Source organism: Kocuria rhizosphaerae (assembly GCF_044462265.1).
Lineage (GTDB): Bacteria > Actinomycetota > Actinomycetes > Actinomycetales > Micrococcaceae > Kocuria > Kocuria rhizosphaerae.
In genome coordinates this window covers 17989-32241 of the sequence record NZ_JBISWL010000017.1, presented here as the reverse complement: position 1 = coordinate 32241, position 14253 = coordinate 17989, and the positions used below count along the sequence as shown (strand labels likewise).

Sequence of the window (14253 nt, the reverse complement as noted above, 5' to 3'; positions counted from 1 at the left end):
GTGGGCGGCTGCGCCCGGCGGGCGTGCGTGGGCCGTCAGGACCGCGTCGAGGGTCTCCGCGAGCCAGTGCTGCTCGTACGTCCACGTGGTGAGGAAGGCGGTCAGCCGGGGGTCGGCGTGGGCGGGCGTGACCAGCAGGTCCCGCATGCGGTCGAGCAACCGGCGTTCGGCGGTCCACAGGTGGGCCAGCACGTCGAGGGCCGCCGGGGCGACGTGCTCCAGGGCCTCCCGCCCCAGGTCCGCGGGTCGCAGGTCGTGGGGTTCGCGCATGTAGGCGCGCACGTCGAACCCGGGCGCCGGGCTCATGCCGGGACCCCGCGGGCGTCCAGGGCGTCGGCCACGAGGGTCAGCCCGTCCAGGCCCGGCAGCCTGGCGATCTGGCGGTCGATGGCGTCCACCTCCTGGCGTCCCGCGGGACCGGAGAAGAGGTGGGCCATCACGTGGGTCACCTCCTCCTCGGGGGAGACGCCGGAGCCGACGGGCTGCCACGCCGTGCGCAGGGCAAGGCGGGCCAGTGTCCGGGCCCGCGGACTGTCCTGCAGCCGGGCACGGGCCTGTGTCGTGTAGAAGGCGATGTGCTTGGTCTCCTGCGCGGCGATCCGTCGCAGCAGAGGAGCCAGCACGGGGTGACCCTCCAGGGCGGCCAGCCGCTTGTACGCGGCGGCGGCGGAGCGCTCGTTGAGGGCGCCCCACACCATGTGCACCGCGACGAAGTCGGTCCCCGCGATGCTCGAGAGCAGGGACTGTTTGACCGGGCTGATCCGGTCCCGCCAGCCGAGCCTGACGCGTTTGGCCTTGACCTCGTCGAAGCCCACCGTGATGCCGTGGAGGGCCAGGACGTGGGCGAGCGCCTCTCCGTGCCAGAACTCCTCGTGGTTCCACACGGTCATGAACGTGCCGACCTCGGGGTCCCGGCGGGACGGGCTGACCAGCATGTCCCGGAGGTAGCACACGGTGTGGAACTCGATGTCGCACATGTAGCGCAGGGTGCGCAGGGTCTCCGCGGGCAGGGGGTCGTCGCGGAAGGCCTCGAGGCCGAGGTCGTCCCAGTTGACGGTCGTGGACTCCCGGGCGTACCGGTCGATGTCGAAGGCCATGACTACTCTTTCGTGGTCGGATGTCGTGGTCGGATGTCGTGGTCGGATGTCGTGGTCGGATCGGTGGTGTCACGGGATGTTCGGCGCCGACTGCTCGGCGGACGGGTCACCGGCGAACTGTTGGGCGCGGGGCCGCCCGCCCGTAGGCTCGTGATCGTGCCGCACCGTCCGGAGCGGCACCGCTGCGGCCGGCGGCCCGGGCAGCGACGAGCGGCAATGAGAAGTGCGAGGTGGGACCGTGGTGAGCACCCCCGACGTGATCGTGTTCGACGTCAACGAGACCCTGTCCGACATGTCCCCGCTCGGCGAGGCGTTCGCCGCCGCGGGCGCACCGGAGCACCTGGCCGGCACGTGGTTCGCGGGCATCCTCCGGGACGGGTTCGCGATCGCGGCCGCCGGAGGCAACGCGGCGTTCTCCGAGATCGCCCAGGACAGTCTCGTCCGGCTGCTGGCGGAGAGCGGCGACGCGGTGGACGATGCCGCCGCGGGCCCGATCATCTCCGCCCTGAAGAATCTGGGCGTGCACCCGGACGTCGTGCCCGGGGTCGAGGCGCTGCGCAGGGTGGCCGAGCTGGTCACCCTGAGCAACGGCTCCGCGAGCGTGGCGGAGGGGCTGCTGGAGCGCTCCGGGCTCCGCGGGCACTTCACCGAGCTGCTGAGCGTCGACGACGCCCCCGCCTGGAAGCCGGCCCGCTCCGCCTACGCGTACGCCTCGTCGGAGACCGGCCACCCGGCCGACCGCATGCTGCTGGTCGCGGTGCACCCGTGGGACATCCACGGTGCCCGCCGGGCCGGGCTGCGCACGGCCTGGATCAACCGTACGGGGGCGCAGTACCCCGGGTACTTCTCCCCGCCGGACCTGGAGGCCGCGGACCTGGTGGAGCTGGCCGGGCAGCTCACGGACGGCACCGCCTGAGCGGGCCCCGGCCGGTCAGGGCCGGGTGAACCTCCGGGTGGGCGGCGCCGGGGACACGTCCCCGACGGTGGTGCGGTGCCCGCGCAGCGAGGTGGCGCAGGCGATGCCCGCCGACGTGCCCTGGCCGATGGCGATGGGCACGAGCTGCAGCCGGGCCGTGATGTCGCCGGCGGCGTAGACGCCATCCACGCTGCTGAGCTGCAAGTCGTCGACGACGACGCGCCCGTGGTCGTCCAGCTCGCAGCCGAGCTGCCGGGCGAGACCGTTGGCGGCGTGGTGGGCGTAGGAGAACATCACCGCGTCCGCGGACACCACCGAGCCGTCCGCCAGCCGCACGCCCTCGAGGGCTCCGGGCTCGCCGAGCAGGGCCTCCGCCACGCCGTCGACGACGTCGATGCCGTGCTCGGCGAGGACGTCCCACTGGGCCTCGTCGCAGGGGCCGGCGCCGGTGTCGGTGACCACGCACACCGACCCGGCCCAGTCCAGCAGCTCGGCGGCGAAGGCGGGCAGGCGCTCTCCCGCGCCGAGGACGACCACGTGCCCGCCCCGGATCTCGAAGCCGTCGCAGCTGGGGCAGTGGTGGACGTCGGTGCCGTAGTGGTCCTCGAAGCCGGTGACGTCCGGACACTCGTCACGCACACCGGTGGCCAGCACCACCCGCCGGACGACCACGGGATCGCCGTCGACCACCGCGTGGAACGTTCCGTCCGCACTGCGCTCGATCTCCTCGACCCGGCCCTCGTGGACGGTCACGTGCGGGTACTGGGCCAGGCCGGCGCGGGCGTCGCGGAGGAGGTCCTCGGGGCGTGCCGGGTCCCGGCCCAGGAGGCCGTGGGCATGGTCCGCGTGCCGGTTGCGCTGCTCCCCGGCGTCCACCACGAGGGTGTGGCGCAGGTAACGGCCGAGCCAGGTCGCGGCGGCGAGCCCGGCCGGGCCGCCGCCGACGACGAGGACATCGGCCTCGGGCGGTGGGTGTGGGGTCATGCGTGGTGCTCCGTTCCGGTTGCCGGCGCGGCGGGAGGTGCCGTGCCGTGGGTTGCGGCGATGGCCATGCGCACGATGCCGTGCGCACCCCCGCCCCGGCGGTGGGCCTCGCGCTGGCGGCGGCTCCCGCTGCCGTGGCGCAGGATGTCCTCGACCACGGCCTCCACCGGCCCGGCCTCGCCGTGCTCGAGGAGCACGGGCCGCAACCGGTCCAGGAACTCCGCGACGACCGCACCGGCGGGGGCCAGCTCCCGGGTCGAGGGGCTGACCAGCCGTCCCTCGACCCCGGTGTGGCTGGCCCGCCACGTCCAGGCCCGCAGCACCGAGGCCCGCACCCGTGGCGCCGGGATGTCCTCCTGCCAGTCCCGGGCGGCGGTCTCGACGAGGGCTCGGGTGAGGGCCGCGAGGACGGCCCCGTGACCGGCGTCCAGGCACACGTCCGCGACGCGCACCTCCAGGGTCGGCAGGTGCTCGCAGAGCCGGGCGTCGAAGTAGAGCATTCCCTCGTCGAGCGGCACCCCGGAGCTCAGCAGGTCCCGCCGGTGGCGGTCGTAGGCGTCGGCCGAGCCGAACAGGTCCGGCGGGCCGGCCGTGGGCCATCGGCTCCAGGCCTGGTAGCGGTAGCTGCTGTAGCCGGAGTCCGCCCCGTTCCAGTAGGGGGAGTTGCTGCTCAGCGCGAGCAGCACCGGCAGCCACACGCGGATCCGGTCCAGGACCGCGACCCCCTCCTCGCGGGAGTCCACCTGCACGTGGACGTGGAAGCCGCAGGTCAGCTGCTCGCGGGCGGTGAGCCCGAACCGCTGCCGGACCTGCCGGGCGCGGCGCTCGTGGGCGGTGTGCGGCGCGACGGGGCCGGGCGCCGTGGGCAGGGCGGCGACGCGCCCGCCCACGCGCGCGGCGACCGCCTCGGCGAGCGCGCGGCCGGCCCGGATCGCGGCCAGCTGACCCTCGAGCGTCGTCTGCGGCGGGCAGTCGACCTCGATCTGCTCCTGCTGCAGCTCCGTGGTCACGCGGTGGCCGGTCGCCGAGGCGTCCGCGCCCAGGGCGACGGCCTCCTCCCCGGCCGGCAGCGGCTCGAGGGTCCCGGCGTCGACCAGCAGGAGCTCCTCCTCCACGCCGAACGTCCGCACGCTCCACCACCTCCCGTCCCGGCCGGTGCCGGCAGATGTCACGGGGAGCGTAGCACCGGGAACTGGGGCATCCTGGGACGATGCCGAGCATCGTGCTGGAGGTGGATCCCGGCCTGTGGTTCCTGCTGTCCCCGCGGCGCCGCAGGCCCCGGTTCACCGTGGAGGTGCCCGGGACGGACACGGTCGGCCACGTGGTGCGGATGGTCGGCATCCCCCCGACCGAGATCGGACCGCCACTCCTCGACGGGCGTCCCGTGGACCTCGGCGGGCGCCCCACCGCGGGGATCGCCCAGGGTGAGGTCCCCGTGCTCCTCCTCGTGCCCCGGCCGCGGCCGCAGCCCACCCGGTGCCGTCCGCCCCGGTTCCTGCTCGACGTCCACCTGCGGCCGCTGGCCCGCCGGCTCCGCCTGCTGGGGATCGACGCGGCGTGGGAGCCCGACGCCGAGGACCCGCACCTGGTGGACCGGGCCGCCCGGGAACGGCGGGTCCTGCTCACCCAGGACCGCGGTCTGCTGCACCGCGGGGCCCTGCCCGAGAGCGCCCTCGTGCGCGGTGAGCACGCCGACGACCAGCTGGCCGACGTGCTCGACCGTTTCGCCCCGCCCCTGGCCCCGTGGACGCGCTGCCCGCGCTGCGGAGCGCCGCTCGAGCCGGCCGGCGCCGAAGAGGTGGCCGGCCGGCTGATGCCGCGCACCCGGCAGGCCTACACGGCGTTCTCCCGCTGCACCGGCTGCGGCCACGTCTACTGGCGCGGCGCCCACGCCGCGCGCCTGGACGCCGTCGTCGAGCGCGCGCGGGAGGTCCTGGACCGCAGGGCGGACCCCCGGCGGCCCTGACCGTCCCCGTGGTGCGGCGCGGTCACCCGGCGGACCGCCGCACGAACCCTTCCACCGTGCGCCCGGCCTCCTGGAACCAGGGCGTCGAGTCCTCGTCCCCGGACCACCCGTCCGCCAGGACGGCCACGGCCACCTCGTGCCCGTCGACGGCCATGATCCGGGCGTCGTGCGAGACCTCCTCGAGCAGGCCGGTCTGGTGCGCGAACCGAACGTCCGCGCTGAAGCCCGAGCGCAGGGCGTGGTCGAGCCCCTGCCGGTCGGGGAGGCCCGAGGAGGCCGAGGAGGAACTCGGTCGAGGAGCCGGAGAGCAGTTCGCCTTCTTCCGGTGCCTGCGGGTCCGGGCCGGCCCGGTCGCCCACGCGCAGCGGAGAGCCCGGGACCCCCACGAGCCGGCCCCACGGGCCAGCCCCACAAGTGGGGGCAGGGGTGCCCGTCGGCGTCCGATCCTGTGCGCCGCACGGGCTCCCCTCCTCGGGCGCCGGCCGGTCCCGGGGCTGTCCTCGCAGGTCGTGAGCGGATGGACCGTGTCTCAGGGCGGCCCTCGGGCGCGGACGCGCGCTCCTGCCCACCGGGGTCGGCCGGCGCCGGCGTCCGGGTCACGTTGGCGCACGTCGTTCCCGAACGGCATCCGAGGCGTCAGGATGGGCGCATCAGCTGTCGGGGGACGGCACGGGGGACCGGGGCCGGTGCCCCTCTGTGAGTCCCGCGCCACCGCCTCGTCGGTGGCGGGCAGGACACGGAAGGACCGTCGTGACCACTCCAGTCGATCCCCAGGGGCCGCGGGCGTCCCGTGCCGCGGCGACGCGTGTCCGGGCGGCGAGGGACACCGCAGGCACCGCCGGGCTGCTCGCGACGGGTGCACTGCTCGGTCTCCTCGTGCCGGCGGTCGTCATGGCCTCCACGGTCCGGGCGGTTCCGGCCGGACCGCTGGTCACGGCCGCGGTGCTGCTGTTCGCTGCCGCCGTCGTGCTCTGCGTGGAGGCGCCGGCCGGCAGGGCCGAGGACTCCCTGCGCCCGTGCGGGCTGGAGGACGCCTCCGACACGCTGCGCTGCGGTCTGTCCGCCGGGCACTCCGGGCTCCATCTCGACGTCCGGGCCGCCCGTGCCTTCGAGGAGACCCTCGACGACCGCATCGGTGAGGCCGGTGCCTACTACCGGGACGGGCGGGGCCGCGCCGTGCCCATCGACGACGCGTTCTGAGCGGACGTCCGCTCCGCCCTCGGGTCCGTGTCCGAATCGTGCCCGTCATCTTCGCGGACTCCCTCGGGGGCCGATTGACCTGGGGCTACGTTGGGGGAGTCGCACCGGGACGGGGCGCCGGCGGATTCGGGGGAATGCGTCCGGGGCCGGAGCCGGACCGGGCGGAACCTGATTCTCCACCGGATGGGACCGAACCATGAGAACAACCACCAGAGCAGTCGCCGCCGCCGTCCTCGCCGCGGGGGCCGGCTTCGTCGCCGCCGCACCGGCACAGGCGATGGAGATCTACGACATCAGCGATGCCACGCGGATCGCCGAGGGCGCCGCGATCGAGGGCAGCTTCACGGTGTCCTGCACGGCCGGGACCCAGATCTTCGTCTCGCTCAACGTCAGCCAGCGGGTCTCCGACGGATTCATCGCCCACGCCAACCACTCCGACCAGTGGACCTGCGAGGGCGGTGAGGTCACGCTGCCGTACCAGGCGGTCGCGTACAACAGGGCCTTCGACGAGGGCCCGGCCGTGGTGTCCGGGTTCATCCAGGAGTGCGCGGCGCCGGAGCAGTTCTGCGGGATGGGCACGAGGCTGCCGCTCGTGCTGATCAACATCGGCGACCAGGCGGACTGACCGCCGGGGCCCACCACGGGGTCCGACCGCCCGGAAGAGCCGGCGCCCGCCGTCAGGACCGGGAACCCGGCCCCGCCCCGCGCGTCAGCACGGGGCGGGACCGGACTCCGCCCACCTCGCGGCCCGCGGCGAGAGGGCTCGCTGACCTGGGGATCCTGTCCAAAAGTCCAATGACCTGCGGGCAGAACCCATCTATAGTCCAAAGCATCGAGTTCACATCTTTCCCCCCACGCCCCCCGCAGTGGATCGACGACAGCGCCGCCCCCGTCCTCGAGGAGGAGATCCTCCCGTGCCGGTCGGTGCCGGTCGACGCCGTCTCCGGGGCGGTCCTCGCCGTGAAGGGCTTCCGCTCCGCCTGCCGGGACCTGCTCGAGAGGGCCGGGCTGTGAGCGCCCCGACCGTCGAGCTGCGCCGACCCGAGGGCCGCCACGTCCGCCACCGCGAGATGGTCTGGGGCACCACGGTGTCCATCGACGTCCGCGCCGGCGAGAACGGCCTGCCTGCCGAGCGCGTCGTGCGGCACGCCGTCGACGTGGCCGTGGCCAACATGCACTGGGTGGACGCCGTCTTCTCGACCTACCGTCCCGACTCCGTCGTCACGGCCCTGCGCACCGGCATGCTCGACGAGCGGCGGCTCTCCCGGCGGGACCCCGCCCAGGGGGCGGTCCTGGACGTGGTGCAGCGCTGCCGGGAGGGCCGGGAGATGACCGGGGGCTGCTTCGACCCGTGGGCCGTGCGCGGCGGGTTCGACCCGTCCGGCTACGTCAAGGCGTGGGCCGCGGAGCGGATCGCGGACGACCTCGTGGCCGCGGGCTGCGCCAACGTGTGCGTGGACGCCGGCGGGGACGTCGTCACCCGTGGCGCGGCGGCCCCGGGCCTGCCGTGGGAGGTCGGGATCCGGCACCCGGACGACCCCGGGGCCGTCACGTGGACCCTCCTGCCCGGGGACGGGGCCGTGTCGACCTCCGGGACGTACGAGCGCCCCGCCCACATCGTCGACCCCCGCACCGGTCGCCCCGCCGGCGGTGCCCGGTCGGCGTCCGTGGTCGGCCCGGACGCGCGGCTGGCCGGGGTGCTCGCCACCGCCCTCGTCGTCGCCGGCCGGGACGGTGCCGCCTGGTTCGCCGGGCTGCGGGACTGGTCCGCGTACGTGGTGGACCCTGCGCCGGCGGGCACGGCCTGGTCGCTGGGCCGGGACCGGTACGCGCGGCGCTGAGGCCCGCTCCTGCCCGCCGGGTCGCTAGGGTGGGCGCGATGAGCCCCGATCCCGAGACCTCCCCTCCCGACGCCCCCGACGACGTGCGCCGCGGCATGGTCCGCGTCCGCGGGGCCTCCGAGAACAATCTGCGCCACGTGGACGTGGACATCCCCCGCGACGCGGTCGTCGCCTTCACCGGGGTCTCCGGGTCCGGGAAGTCCTCGCTGGCCTTCGGCACCGTCTGGGCCGAGGCGCAGCGGCGGTATCTGGAGTCCGTGGCCCCGTACGCCCGGCGCCTCATCCAGCAGGGCCACTCGCCCGCCGTGGAGGAGATCACCGGCCTGCCACCGGCCGTCGCCCTGCAGCAGCGGCGCGGCACGCCCGGCGCCCGCTCCACGGTCGGCACGCTCACCACGCTGTCCAACTCGGTGCGCATGCTCTTCTCCCGGGCCGGGACGTACCCCGCGGACGCCCCCGACCGCCTGGAGTCCGACGCGTTCTCTGCCAACACCGCCGCCGGCGCGTGCCCCGAGTGCTCCGGTCTGGGCACCGTGCACGACGTCACCGAGGACTCACTGGTGCCCGACCCGCGGCTCAGCATCCGGGACGGCGCCGTGGCGGCGTGGCCGGGGGCCTGGCAGGGCAAGAACCTGCAGGACATCCTCGTGCACCTGGGGCACGACGTCGACGCCCCCTGGCGCGAGCTGCCCCGCGAGCTGCGCGACTGGATCCTGTTCACCGAGGAGGAGCCCGTGGTCGACGTGACCCCGCTGCGGGAGAAGGACGCCCGCCCCTACAAGGGGCGGTTCCGCAGCGCCCGCGGCCACGTCCTGCGCACCCTCGCCGAGTCCGCCAGCCGGCCGATGCGCGAGCGTGCCCTGCGGTTCGTGGTCACGGGCCCGTGCCGGAGCTGCCGCGGCAGCGGCCTGCGGCCCGAGGCGCTCGCCGTGTCGTTCTCGGGACGGAGCATCGCGGAGCTCAACCGGGCGCCCCTGGAGGAGCTCGCCGACGTGGTGCGCCCGACCGCCGGCCTGCCGCGCGCCGGCGAGGAGGCCACGGGCGAACGGAGCGAGGCCGCCGTGACCATCGCCCGGGACCTGGCCTCCCGCCTGCAGGTCCTCCTGGACCTCGGCCTCGGCTACCTGAGCCTGGACCGTGCGGCGCCCACGCTCTCCCCGGGGGAGCTGCAGCGGCTGCGCATCGCCACCCAGCTGCGCTCCGGGCTGTTCGGGGTCGTCTACGTCCTCGACGAGCCCTCCGCGGGACTGCACCCGGCGGACGCCGAGCCGCTCCTGGCGGTGCTCGAGGACCTGAAGGACGCGGGCAACTCGGTGTTCGTGGTCGAGCACGACATGGCCGTGGTCCGTCGCGCCGACTGGGTCGTGGACGTCGGTCCCCAGGCGGGGGACCGCGGCGGCCGGGTGCTCTACAGCGGGCCGCCGGCCGGGCTGGAGGACGTGCCGGAGTCGGCCACGCGGCCCTTCCTCCTCGCCGCCGACGGCGGTGCCGGCACGACGCCGCGGCGCGCGCCACGGACCGCCGAGCACCGGCTGCGACTGACCGGGATCACCCGGCACAACCTCGCCGGCCTCGACGTCGAGGTCCCGCTGGGCGTGCTGACCGCCGTCACGGGCGTGTCCGGATCGGGGAAGTCCACCCTGGTCAGCCAGGTCCTCGCGGAGGCCGTCGGCAGGCACGTGCAGGGCGGGACCGCCGACGACGTCGACGCCGATCCGGCCGCGCCCGGTTCCGCCGCGTCGGCAGTGGGCGGCGTGGCGGGCCTCGACCACCTGGACCGGCTGATCCGGGTGGACCAGCGGCCCATCGGCCGCACCCCGCGCTCCAACCTGGCCACCTACACCGGGCTCTTCGACGCGGTGCGCAAGCTCTACGCCGCCACCGACGAGGCGCGGGCCCGCGGCTGGGGCCCCGGCCGCTTCTCCTTCAACGTGGCCGGCGGCCGCTGCGAGACGTGCCAGGGCGAAGGGTTCCTCGCCGTGGAGCTGCTGTTCCTCCCCGGCACCTACGGGCCCTGCCCGGACTGCCGCGGCGCGCGCTACAACCCCGGGACGCTGGAGATCGTCCGCGGGGGCAGGAGCATCGCCGACGTCCTGGACCTGCGGGTGGAGACGGCGGTGGACGTCCTCGCGGACGTCCCGGCCGCCGGGCGCAGCCTGCGGGCCCTGCTGGACGTCGGGCTCGGCTACCTCCGGCTCGGCCAGCCCGCGACCGAGCTCTCCGGCGGGGAGGCGCAGCGGATCAAGCTCGCCACCGAGCTGCAGCGGGCCCGCCGGGGCCGCACGCTCTACCTCCTGGACGAGCCGACCACCGGCCTGCACCCCCAGGACGTCGAGCTGCTGATGCGCCAGCTGCAGCGGCTGGTGGACGCCGGCAGCACGGTGGTGGTCGTGGAGCACGACATGTCCGTGGTGGCGCAGGCCGACTGGGTCATCGACATGGGTCCGTCCGGGGGCGGTGCCGGTGGCCGGGTCGTGTCCGAGGGCACCCCCGCGGACGTGGCCGGCTGCCGGGCGAGTCGGACGGCGCCCTACCTGGCGGCGGCACTGGCGCACCGGGCCTGACGGACGTCGGGCCGGCGGGGCGCTCCGGTCAGCCCCGGCGCTCCCGCGCCGCACGGGCGCGGTGCAGCTCGCGCACCTCCGGCGCCAGGTCGGGGCACGGCCCGTCCACGGGCACGCCGGGGGCGACCTGCGGGATCGGCAGGGCCGCGACGGGAGCGGGCGGCAGGCCGAGCTCGCGAAGCCAGTCGCCCAGCTGCGCGGTCGAGGACGCGTACACGACGCGGCCCAGCCCCACCCAGGCGTGCGCGGCCGCACACATGGGACAGTGCTCCCCCGACGTGTAGACGGTCGCGGCGGCGCGCCGGCCCGGGTCCAGGTGGGCGGCGGCCCAGCGGGCGATCTCGAACTCCGGATGGCGGGTCGCGTCCCCGCCGGCCACCCGGTTGCGGTCCTCGACGAGGACCTCCCCCTCGGCGGAGACCAGCACGGAGCCGAACGGCTCGTCGCCGGCCTCGAGGGCGGACCGTGCCAGGTCCACGCACCGGCGCAGGTGGTCGCGGTCGGTCTGCGAGATGCTCATGGGCCACAACCCTGGGCGCAGTCGCCCGTGCGCGGCAGTGGCGCTCCTCGGCCGCGGGTCCGGCGGCCCGGGGGCGGGTCCTGCTCCGGGGGTGTCCGACCGGACCCCCGGGTGCTCCCCGATCCCTCCACGACCTCCTCGAGCACCTCGGCCACGACGGCGCGCGCCCGTCGTTCGGCCGTGGGCGCGTCCCCGCGGGCCACGGCGGCGGCCGTGGCCTCGTGGTCCTCGAGCGCCCCCGGAGCCGGCTCCTGCGGCATGAGCCCCAGCGCCGTGCGGCCGGAGAGCACCTCGGCCACCACGTCGCCCAGGGCCGCGAGCATCGGGTTCCCGCTCGCCTCCAGCAGGAGGGAGTGGTAGCTGACGTCGGTGTCCAGGTACTCGGGGTCCGTGCCCCGCCCGGCCTCGCCCAGTTCCCGGAGCCGCGCCGCCAGGGCCACGAGGCGCCGCCGCGCGGGCTCGTCGGCCCGCACGGCGGCCAGCCGTGCCGCCACGGGCTCGATCGCCGCCCGCAGCTCCGTGAGGCTCAGCAGCTGCGCGTCCCGGCCGGGCCCGCCCAGCCGCCACCGGATGACCCGGGGGTCGAAGGGGTTCCACTCCTCCGGCGGGCGCACGGTGACGCCCACCCGGCGCCGCGAGGCGAGCATCCCCATGGACTCCAGGACACGGACCACCTCGCGCACGAGGGTGCGCGAGACCCCGAACTCCTCCTCGAGGCCCGCGAGGGTCAGTACCGTGCCGGGGGGACGCGCGCCCGAGGCGATGCTCTCGCCGAGGCGGTCGAGCACCCCGCCGTGCTGCTCCACTCCGTGCATCCGCGCCTCCGTCCGGGTATGCGGCCTCTGTGACCCGCCCGTCTTGCCAAAAGTATGATCTTTCTGCGAGCCTAGCGCGTGCCGTGGGTCACAACGAAACCGCGGTGCCCGTTCCCGGGCAAGAGACCATCGGAGGCCCTCAGTGGAAGACTGGACACAAACACTCGGCACCGCGCCGCTGCTCGGCATCGCAGCGGCCGCGATCGCGCTGATCCTGATCCTGGTGATCAAGTTCAAGCTGCACGCCTTCCTCACCCTGATCCTCGTGGCGCTGCTGACCGCGGTTGCCACGGGCATCCCGCCCGAACTGATCCTCGAGACCGCGGTGGGCGCCTTCGGCTCCACGCTCGGCTCGGTGGCCCTGCTGATCGGCCTGGGCGCCATGCTCGGCAAGCTCGTGGAGCACAGCGGTGGTGCCCGGGTGCTCGCGGACAAGCTCGTGGACGTCTTCGGGGAGAAGCGCGCGCCCTTCGGGCTCGGCATCGCCTCCCTGATCATGGGCTTCCCGATCTTCTTCGACGCCGGCCTCGTGGTCATGCTGCCGATCATCTTCGCCGTCGCCCGCCGGGTCAGCGGCACCAACGTGCTCCTCTACGGCATCCCCGCCGCGGGTGCGTTCTCGGTCATGCACGTCTTCGTGCCGCCGCACCCCGGTCCGGTGGCCGCCACCGAGCTCTACGGCGCCAACCTCGGCGTGGTCCTGCTGATCGGCCTGCTGCTGGCCTTCCCGCTCTGGTACGTCTCGGCGTACCTGTGGGGAAAGCGCGTGGGCAGCAAGTACGTCCTCCCCGTGCCCGCGTTCTTCGGCGGTGTCGACCCCGACCAGCCGGCCAACCCGCCGCGCGTCGGCACGATCATCGCCCTCCTGCTCCTGCCGCTCGTGCTCATCTTCATGAACACCGGCCTGGACTTCCTCCGTGCGGCCGGCGCGGTCTCCGAGGAGGCCCCCTGGTACCCCGCCCTCGTCACCATCGGCGCGTCCCCGGTCGCCCTGCTCATCTCCGTGATCGTGGCCCTGTTCGTCCTCGGCACCCGCCGCGGCGAGCACGGCACCGCCCTGGAGAAGGTCATCGACTCCTCCCTGGGCCCGGTGGCCTCCGTCATCCTCATCACCGGCGCCGGTGGCATGTTCGGCGGCATCCTGCGCGCCTCCGGCATCGGTGACGCCCTGGCCTCCTCGCTGGACGGCATCGGCCTGCCGGTCATCTTCGCCGCGTACCTCATCGCCGTCGTCCTGCGCCTGGCCCAGGGCTCCGCGACCGTCGCCCTCGTGACCGCCGCGGGCCTCATGGCACCGGCCGTGGCCGCCGGCGACTTCAACGCGATCGAGGTCGCGGCCGTGGTCCTGGCCACCGCCGCGGGCTCCGTGTTCGCCAGCCACGTCAACGACTCCGGGTTCTGGCTCGTGGGCCGGCTCATGGGCATGGACGTCAAGACCACCCTGAAGACGTGGACGGTCCAGCAGGCCCTCGAGTCCGTGGCCGGCTTCGTCATCGTCCTCGCGATCTTCTACATCGCCTGATGCACGCCCCGAGCAGCCTCTTCGACATCAGCGGCCGGCTCGCCCTGGTCACCGGGTCCTCCCGGGGGCTGGGGCGGGCGCTGGCCACGGGCCTGGCCGCGGCCGGCGCCCGCGTGGTCCTGCACGGGCGCGACGCCGGTGCCCTCGCCCGGGTCCGGGACGAGATCGCCGAGGCGCTGGGGACCGTCCCGGCCACGGCGGCCTTCGACCTGACCGACGGGGACGCCGTGCGGGCGGGCGTGGACGCGGTCGTGGCCGAGCACGGGGTCCCGGACATCCTGGTCAACAACGCCGGCATCCAGCGCCGCGCGCCGTTCGCCGAGTTCACGAGCCAGGACTGGGACGACGTGGTCGCGGCGAACCTCTCGAGCGTCTTCCACGTCTCCCGGGCCGTGGTGCCGGGGATGCAGGAGCGGGGCTCGGGGAAGATCGTGAACATCGGCTCGGTGCAGTCCGTGCTCGCCCGCCGGACCATCGCCCCGTACTCGGCGACCAAGGGCGGGGTCGTCATGCTCACCAAGGGCATGGCCGCGGACCTCGCCGGGTACGGCATCCAGGTCAACGCCATCTCCCCCGGCTACTTCGCCACGGAGATGAACCGGGCCCTGGTCGAGGACGAGGCGTTCAGCGCCTGGGTCGTCGACCGCACCCCGGCCCGGCGCTGGGGGCGTGTCGAGGAGCTCGTGGGCACGCTCGTGTACCTGTGCTCGGACGCCTCCAGCTACGTGTCGGGGCAGAACGTCCTCGTCGACGGCGGCATGACCTCCGTCGTCTGAGCCGTCCCGCACCCCCGGCCGTCCCGCACCGCGAGCCGGCCCGCACCCATCC

The 14253-nt window shown here is 74.9% G+C and carries 15 protein-coding genes and 1 pseudogene; 9 read left to right on the top strand and 7 right to left on the bottom strand.

Annotated elements, in window-relative coordinates:
• Positions 1 to 306, bottom strand: a pseudogene (locus tag ACH9EU_RS01890) (hypothetical protein); the annotation flags it as partial.
• Positions 303 to 1097, bottom strand: coding sequence for a ferritin-like domain-containing protein (locus ACH9EU_RS01885; RefSeq protein WP_396412236.1), 795 nt, complete (start codon positions 1095 to 1097; stop codon positions 303 to 305). The gene ACH9EU_RS01885 and the pseudogene ACH9EU_RS01890, both read right to left, overlap by 4 nt.
• Positions 1098 to 1338: 241 nt before the next feature.
• On the opposite strand from ACH9EU_RS01885, the gene ACH9EU_RS01880 reads away from it, so the two are divergent.
• Positions 1339 to 2013, top strand: a complete 675-nt coding sequence (locus tag ACH9EU_RS01880; protein ID WP_396412235.1) for a haloacid dehalogenase type II — start codon at positions 1339 to 1341, stop codon at positions 2011 to 2013.
• 15 nt (positions 2014 to 2028) lie between these two features.
• Here the strand turns inward: ACH9EU_RS01880 and ACH9EU_RS01875 are convergent, their stop codons facing one another.
• Both ACH9EU_RS01875 and ACH9EU_RS01870 read right to left on the bottom strand, forming a co-directional pair.
• Positions 2029 to 2997 carry an FAD-dependent oxidoreductase gene (locus ACH9EU_RS01875; protein ID WP_396412234.1) on the bottom strand — a complete coding sequence of 323 codons (969 nt, stop codon included), beginning with the start codon at positions 2995 to 2997 and terminating at the stop codon, positions 2029 to 2031.
• Complete coding sequence (locus tag ACH9EU_RS01870; RefSeq protein ID WP_396412233.1) at positions 2994 to 4127, bottom strand: glutamate--cysteine ligase; 1134 nt, start codon at positions 4125 to 4127, stop codon at positions 2994 to 2996. The genes ACH9EU_RS01875 and ACH9EU_RS01870 overlap by 4 nt, the downstream gene beginning before the upstream one ends.
• 80 nt (positions 4128 to 4207) lie before the next feature.
• Here ACH9EU_RS01870 and ACH9EU_RS01865 point away from each other — a divergent pair, with 80 nt between their 5' ends.
• Positions 4208 to 4963, top strand: a complete 756-nt coding sequence (locus tag ACH9EU_RS01865; RefSeq protein WP_396412232.1) for a Mut7-C RNAse domain-containing protein — start codon at positions 4208 to 4210, stop codon at positions 4961 to 4963.
• 22 nt (positions 4964 to 4985) lie between these two features.
• On the opposite strand, the gene ACH9EU_RS01860 is transcribed toward ACH9EU_RS01865, so the two are convergent.
• On the bottom strand, positions 4986 to 5375 hold the full coding sequence (locus tag ACH9EU_RS01860; protein WP_396412231.1) for a hypothetical protein: 390 nt from the start codon (positions 5373 to 5375) through the stop codon (positions 4986 to 4988).
• 338 nt (positions 5376 to 5713) lie between these two features.
• Here ACH9EU_RS01860 and ACH9EU_RS01855 point away from each other — a divergent pair, with 338 nt between their 5' ends.
• From ACH9EU_RS01855 to uvrA, 5 genes are all read left to right on the top strand, one after another.
• The gene (locus ACH9EU_RS01855) at positions 5714 to 6163 is read left to right on the top strand and encodes a hypothetical protein (RefSeq protein WP_396412230.1); all 450 of its coding nucleotides are present in this window, start codon (positions 5714 to 5716) and stop codon (positions 6161 to 6163) included.
• A 196-nt stretch (positions 6164 to 6359) separates the two neighbouring features.
• Complete coding sequence (locus ACH9EU_RS01850) at positions 6360 to 6788, top strand: hypothetical protein (protein ID WP_396412229.1); 429 nt, start codon at positions 6360 to 6362, stop codon at positions 6786 to 6788.
• 170 nt (positions 6789 to 6958) lie between these two features.
• Positions 6959 to 7177: a hypothetical protein gene (locus ACH9EU_RS01845; RefSeq protein WP_396412228.1), complete on the top strand. Its 219-nt coding sequence runs from the start codon at positions 6959 to 6961 to the stop codon at positions 7175 to 7177.
• Positions 7174 to 8004: an FAD:protein FMN transferase gene (locus ACH9EU_RS01840; protein ID WP_396412227.1), complete on the top strand. Its 831-nt coding sequence runs from the start codon at positions 7174 to 7176 to the stop codon at positions 8002 to 8004. The genes ACH9EU_RS01845 and ACH9EU_RS01840 overlap by 4 nt, the downstream gene beginning before the upstream one ends.
• Before the next feature lie 38 nt (positions 8005 to 8042).
• A complete protein-coding gene (uvrA, locus tag ACH9EU_RS01835) occupies positions 8043 to 10568 on the top strand; it encodes an excinuclease ABC subunit UvrA (RefSeq protein ID WP_396412226.1) in 2526 nt (841 codons plus the stop codon).
• A gap of 28 nt (positions 10569 to 10596) precedes the next feature.
• Here uvrA and ACH9EU_RS01830 read toward each other — a convergent pair whose 3' ends face one another.
• Together ACH9EU_RS01830 and ACH9EU_RS01825 are read right to left on the bottom strand one after the other, a co-directional pair.
• Complete coding sequence (locus tag ACH9EU_RS01830) at positions 10597 to 11088, bottom strand: deaminase (RefSeq protein ID WP_396412225.1); 492 nt, start codon at positions 11086 to 11088, stop codon at positions 10597 to 10599.
• Entirely contained in the window at positions 11085 to 11903 is an 819-nt protein-coding gene (locus ACH9EU_RS01825) for an FCD domain-containing protein (protein WP_396412224.1), read from the bottom strand. Before ACH9EU_RS01825 ends, ACH9EU_RS01830 begins: the two co-directional genes overlap by 4 nt.
• Before the next feature lie 142 nt (positions 11904 to 12045).
• Here ACH9EU_RS01825 and ACH9EU_RS01820 point away from each other — a divergent pair, with 142 nt between their 5' ends.
• Together ACH9EU_RS01820 and ACH9EU_RS01815 are read left to right on the top strand one after the other, a co-directional pair.
• Positions 12046 to 13425, top strand: coding sequence for a GntT/GntP/DsdX family permease (locus ACH9EU_RS01820; protein WP_396412223.1), 1380 nt, complete (start codon positions 12046 to 12048; stop codon positions 13423 to 13425).
• Positions 13425 to 14201 carry an SDR family oxidoreductase gene (locus tag ACH9EU_RS01815; protein ID WP_396412222.1) on the top strand — a complete coding sequence of 259 codons (777 nt, stop codon included), beginning with the start codon at positions 13425 to 13427 and terminating at the stop codon, positions 14199 to 14201. The genes ACH9EU_RS01820 and ACH9EU_RS01815 overlap by 1 nt, the downstream gene beginning before the upstream one ends.
• The last annotated feature ends 52 nt before the right edge of the window (positions 14202 to 14253 follow it).

Bases quoted from the DNA above. Each gene is read 5' to 3' on its own strand.
- ACH9EU_RS01875 (WP_396412234.1), bottom strand. From the start codon at position 2,997: ATGACCCCACACCCACCGCCCGAGGCCGATGTCCTCGTCGTCGGCGGC.
- ACH9EU_RS01865 (WP_396412232.1), top strand. From the start codon at position 4,208: ATGCCGAGCATCGTGCTGGAGGTGGATCCCGGCCTGTGGTTCCTGCTG.
- ACH9EU_RS01850 (WP_396412229.1), top strand. From the start codon at position 6,360: ATGAGAACAACCACCAGAGCAGTCGCCGCCGCCGTCCTCGCCGCGGGG.
- uvrA (WP_396412226.1), top strand. From the start codon at position 8,043: ATGAGCCCCGATCCCGAGACCTCCCCTCCCGACGCCCCCGACGACGTG.
- ACH9EU_RS01885 (WP_396412236.1), bottom strand. From the start codon at position 1,097: ATGGCCTTCGACATCGACCGGTACGCCCGGGAGTCCACGACCGTCAAC.
- ACH9EU_RS01825 (WP_396412224.1), bottom strand. From the start codon at position 11,903: ATGCACGGAGTGGAGCAGCACGGCGGGGTGCTCGACCGCCTCGGCGAG.
- ACH9EU_RS01815 (WP_396412222.1), top strand. From the start codon at position 13,425: ATGCACGCCCCGAGCAGCCTCTTCGACATCAGCGGCCGGCTCGCCCTG.
- ACH9EU_RS01830 (WP_396412225.1), bottom strand. From the start codon at position 11,088: ATGAGCATCTCGCAGACCGACCGCGACCACCTGCGCCGGTGCGTGGAC.
- ACH9EU_RS01845 (WP_396412228.1), top strand. From the start codon at position 6,959: ATGACCTGCGGGCAGAACCCATCTATAGTCCAAAGCATCGAGTTCACA.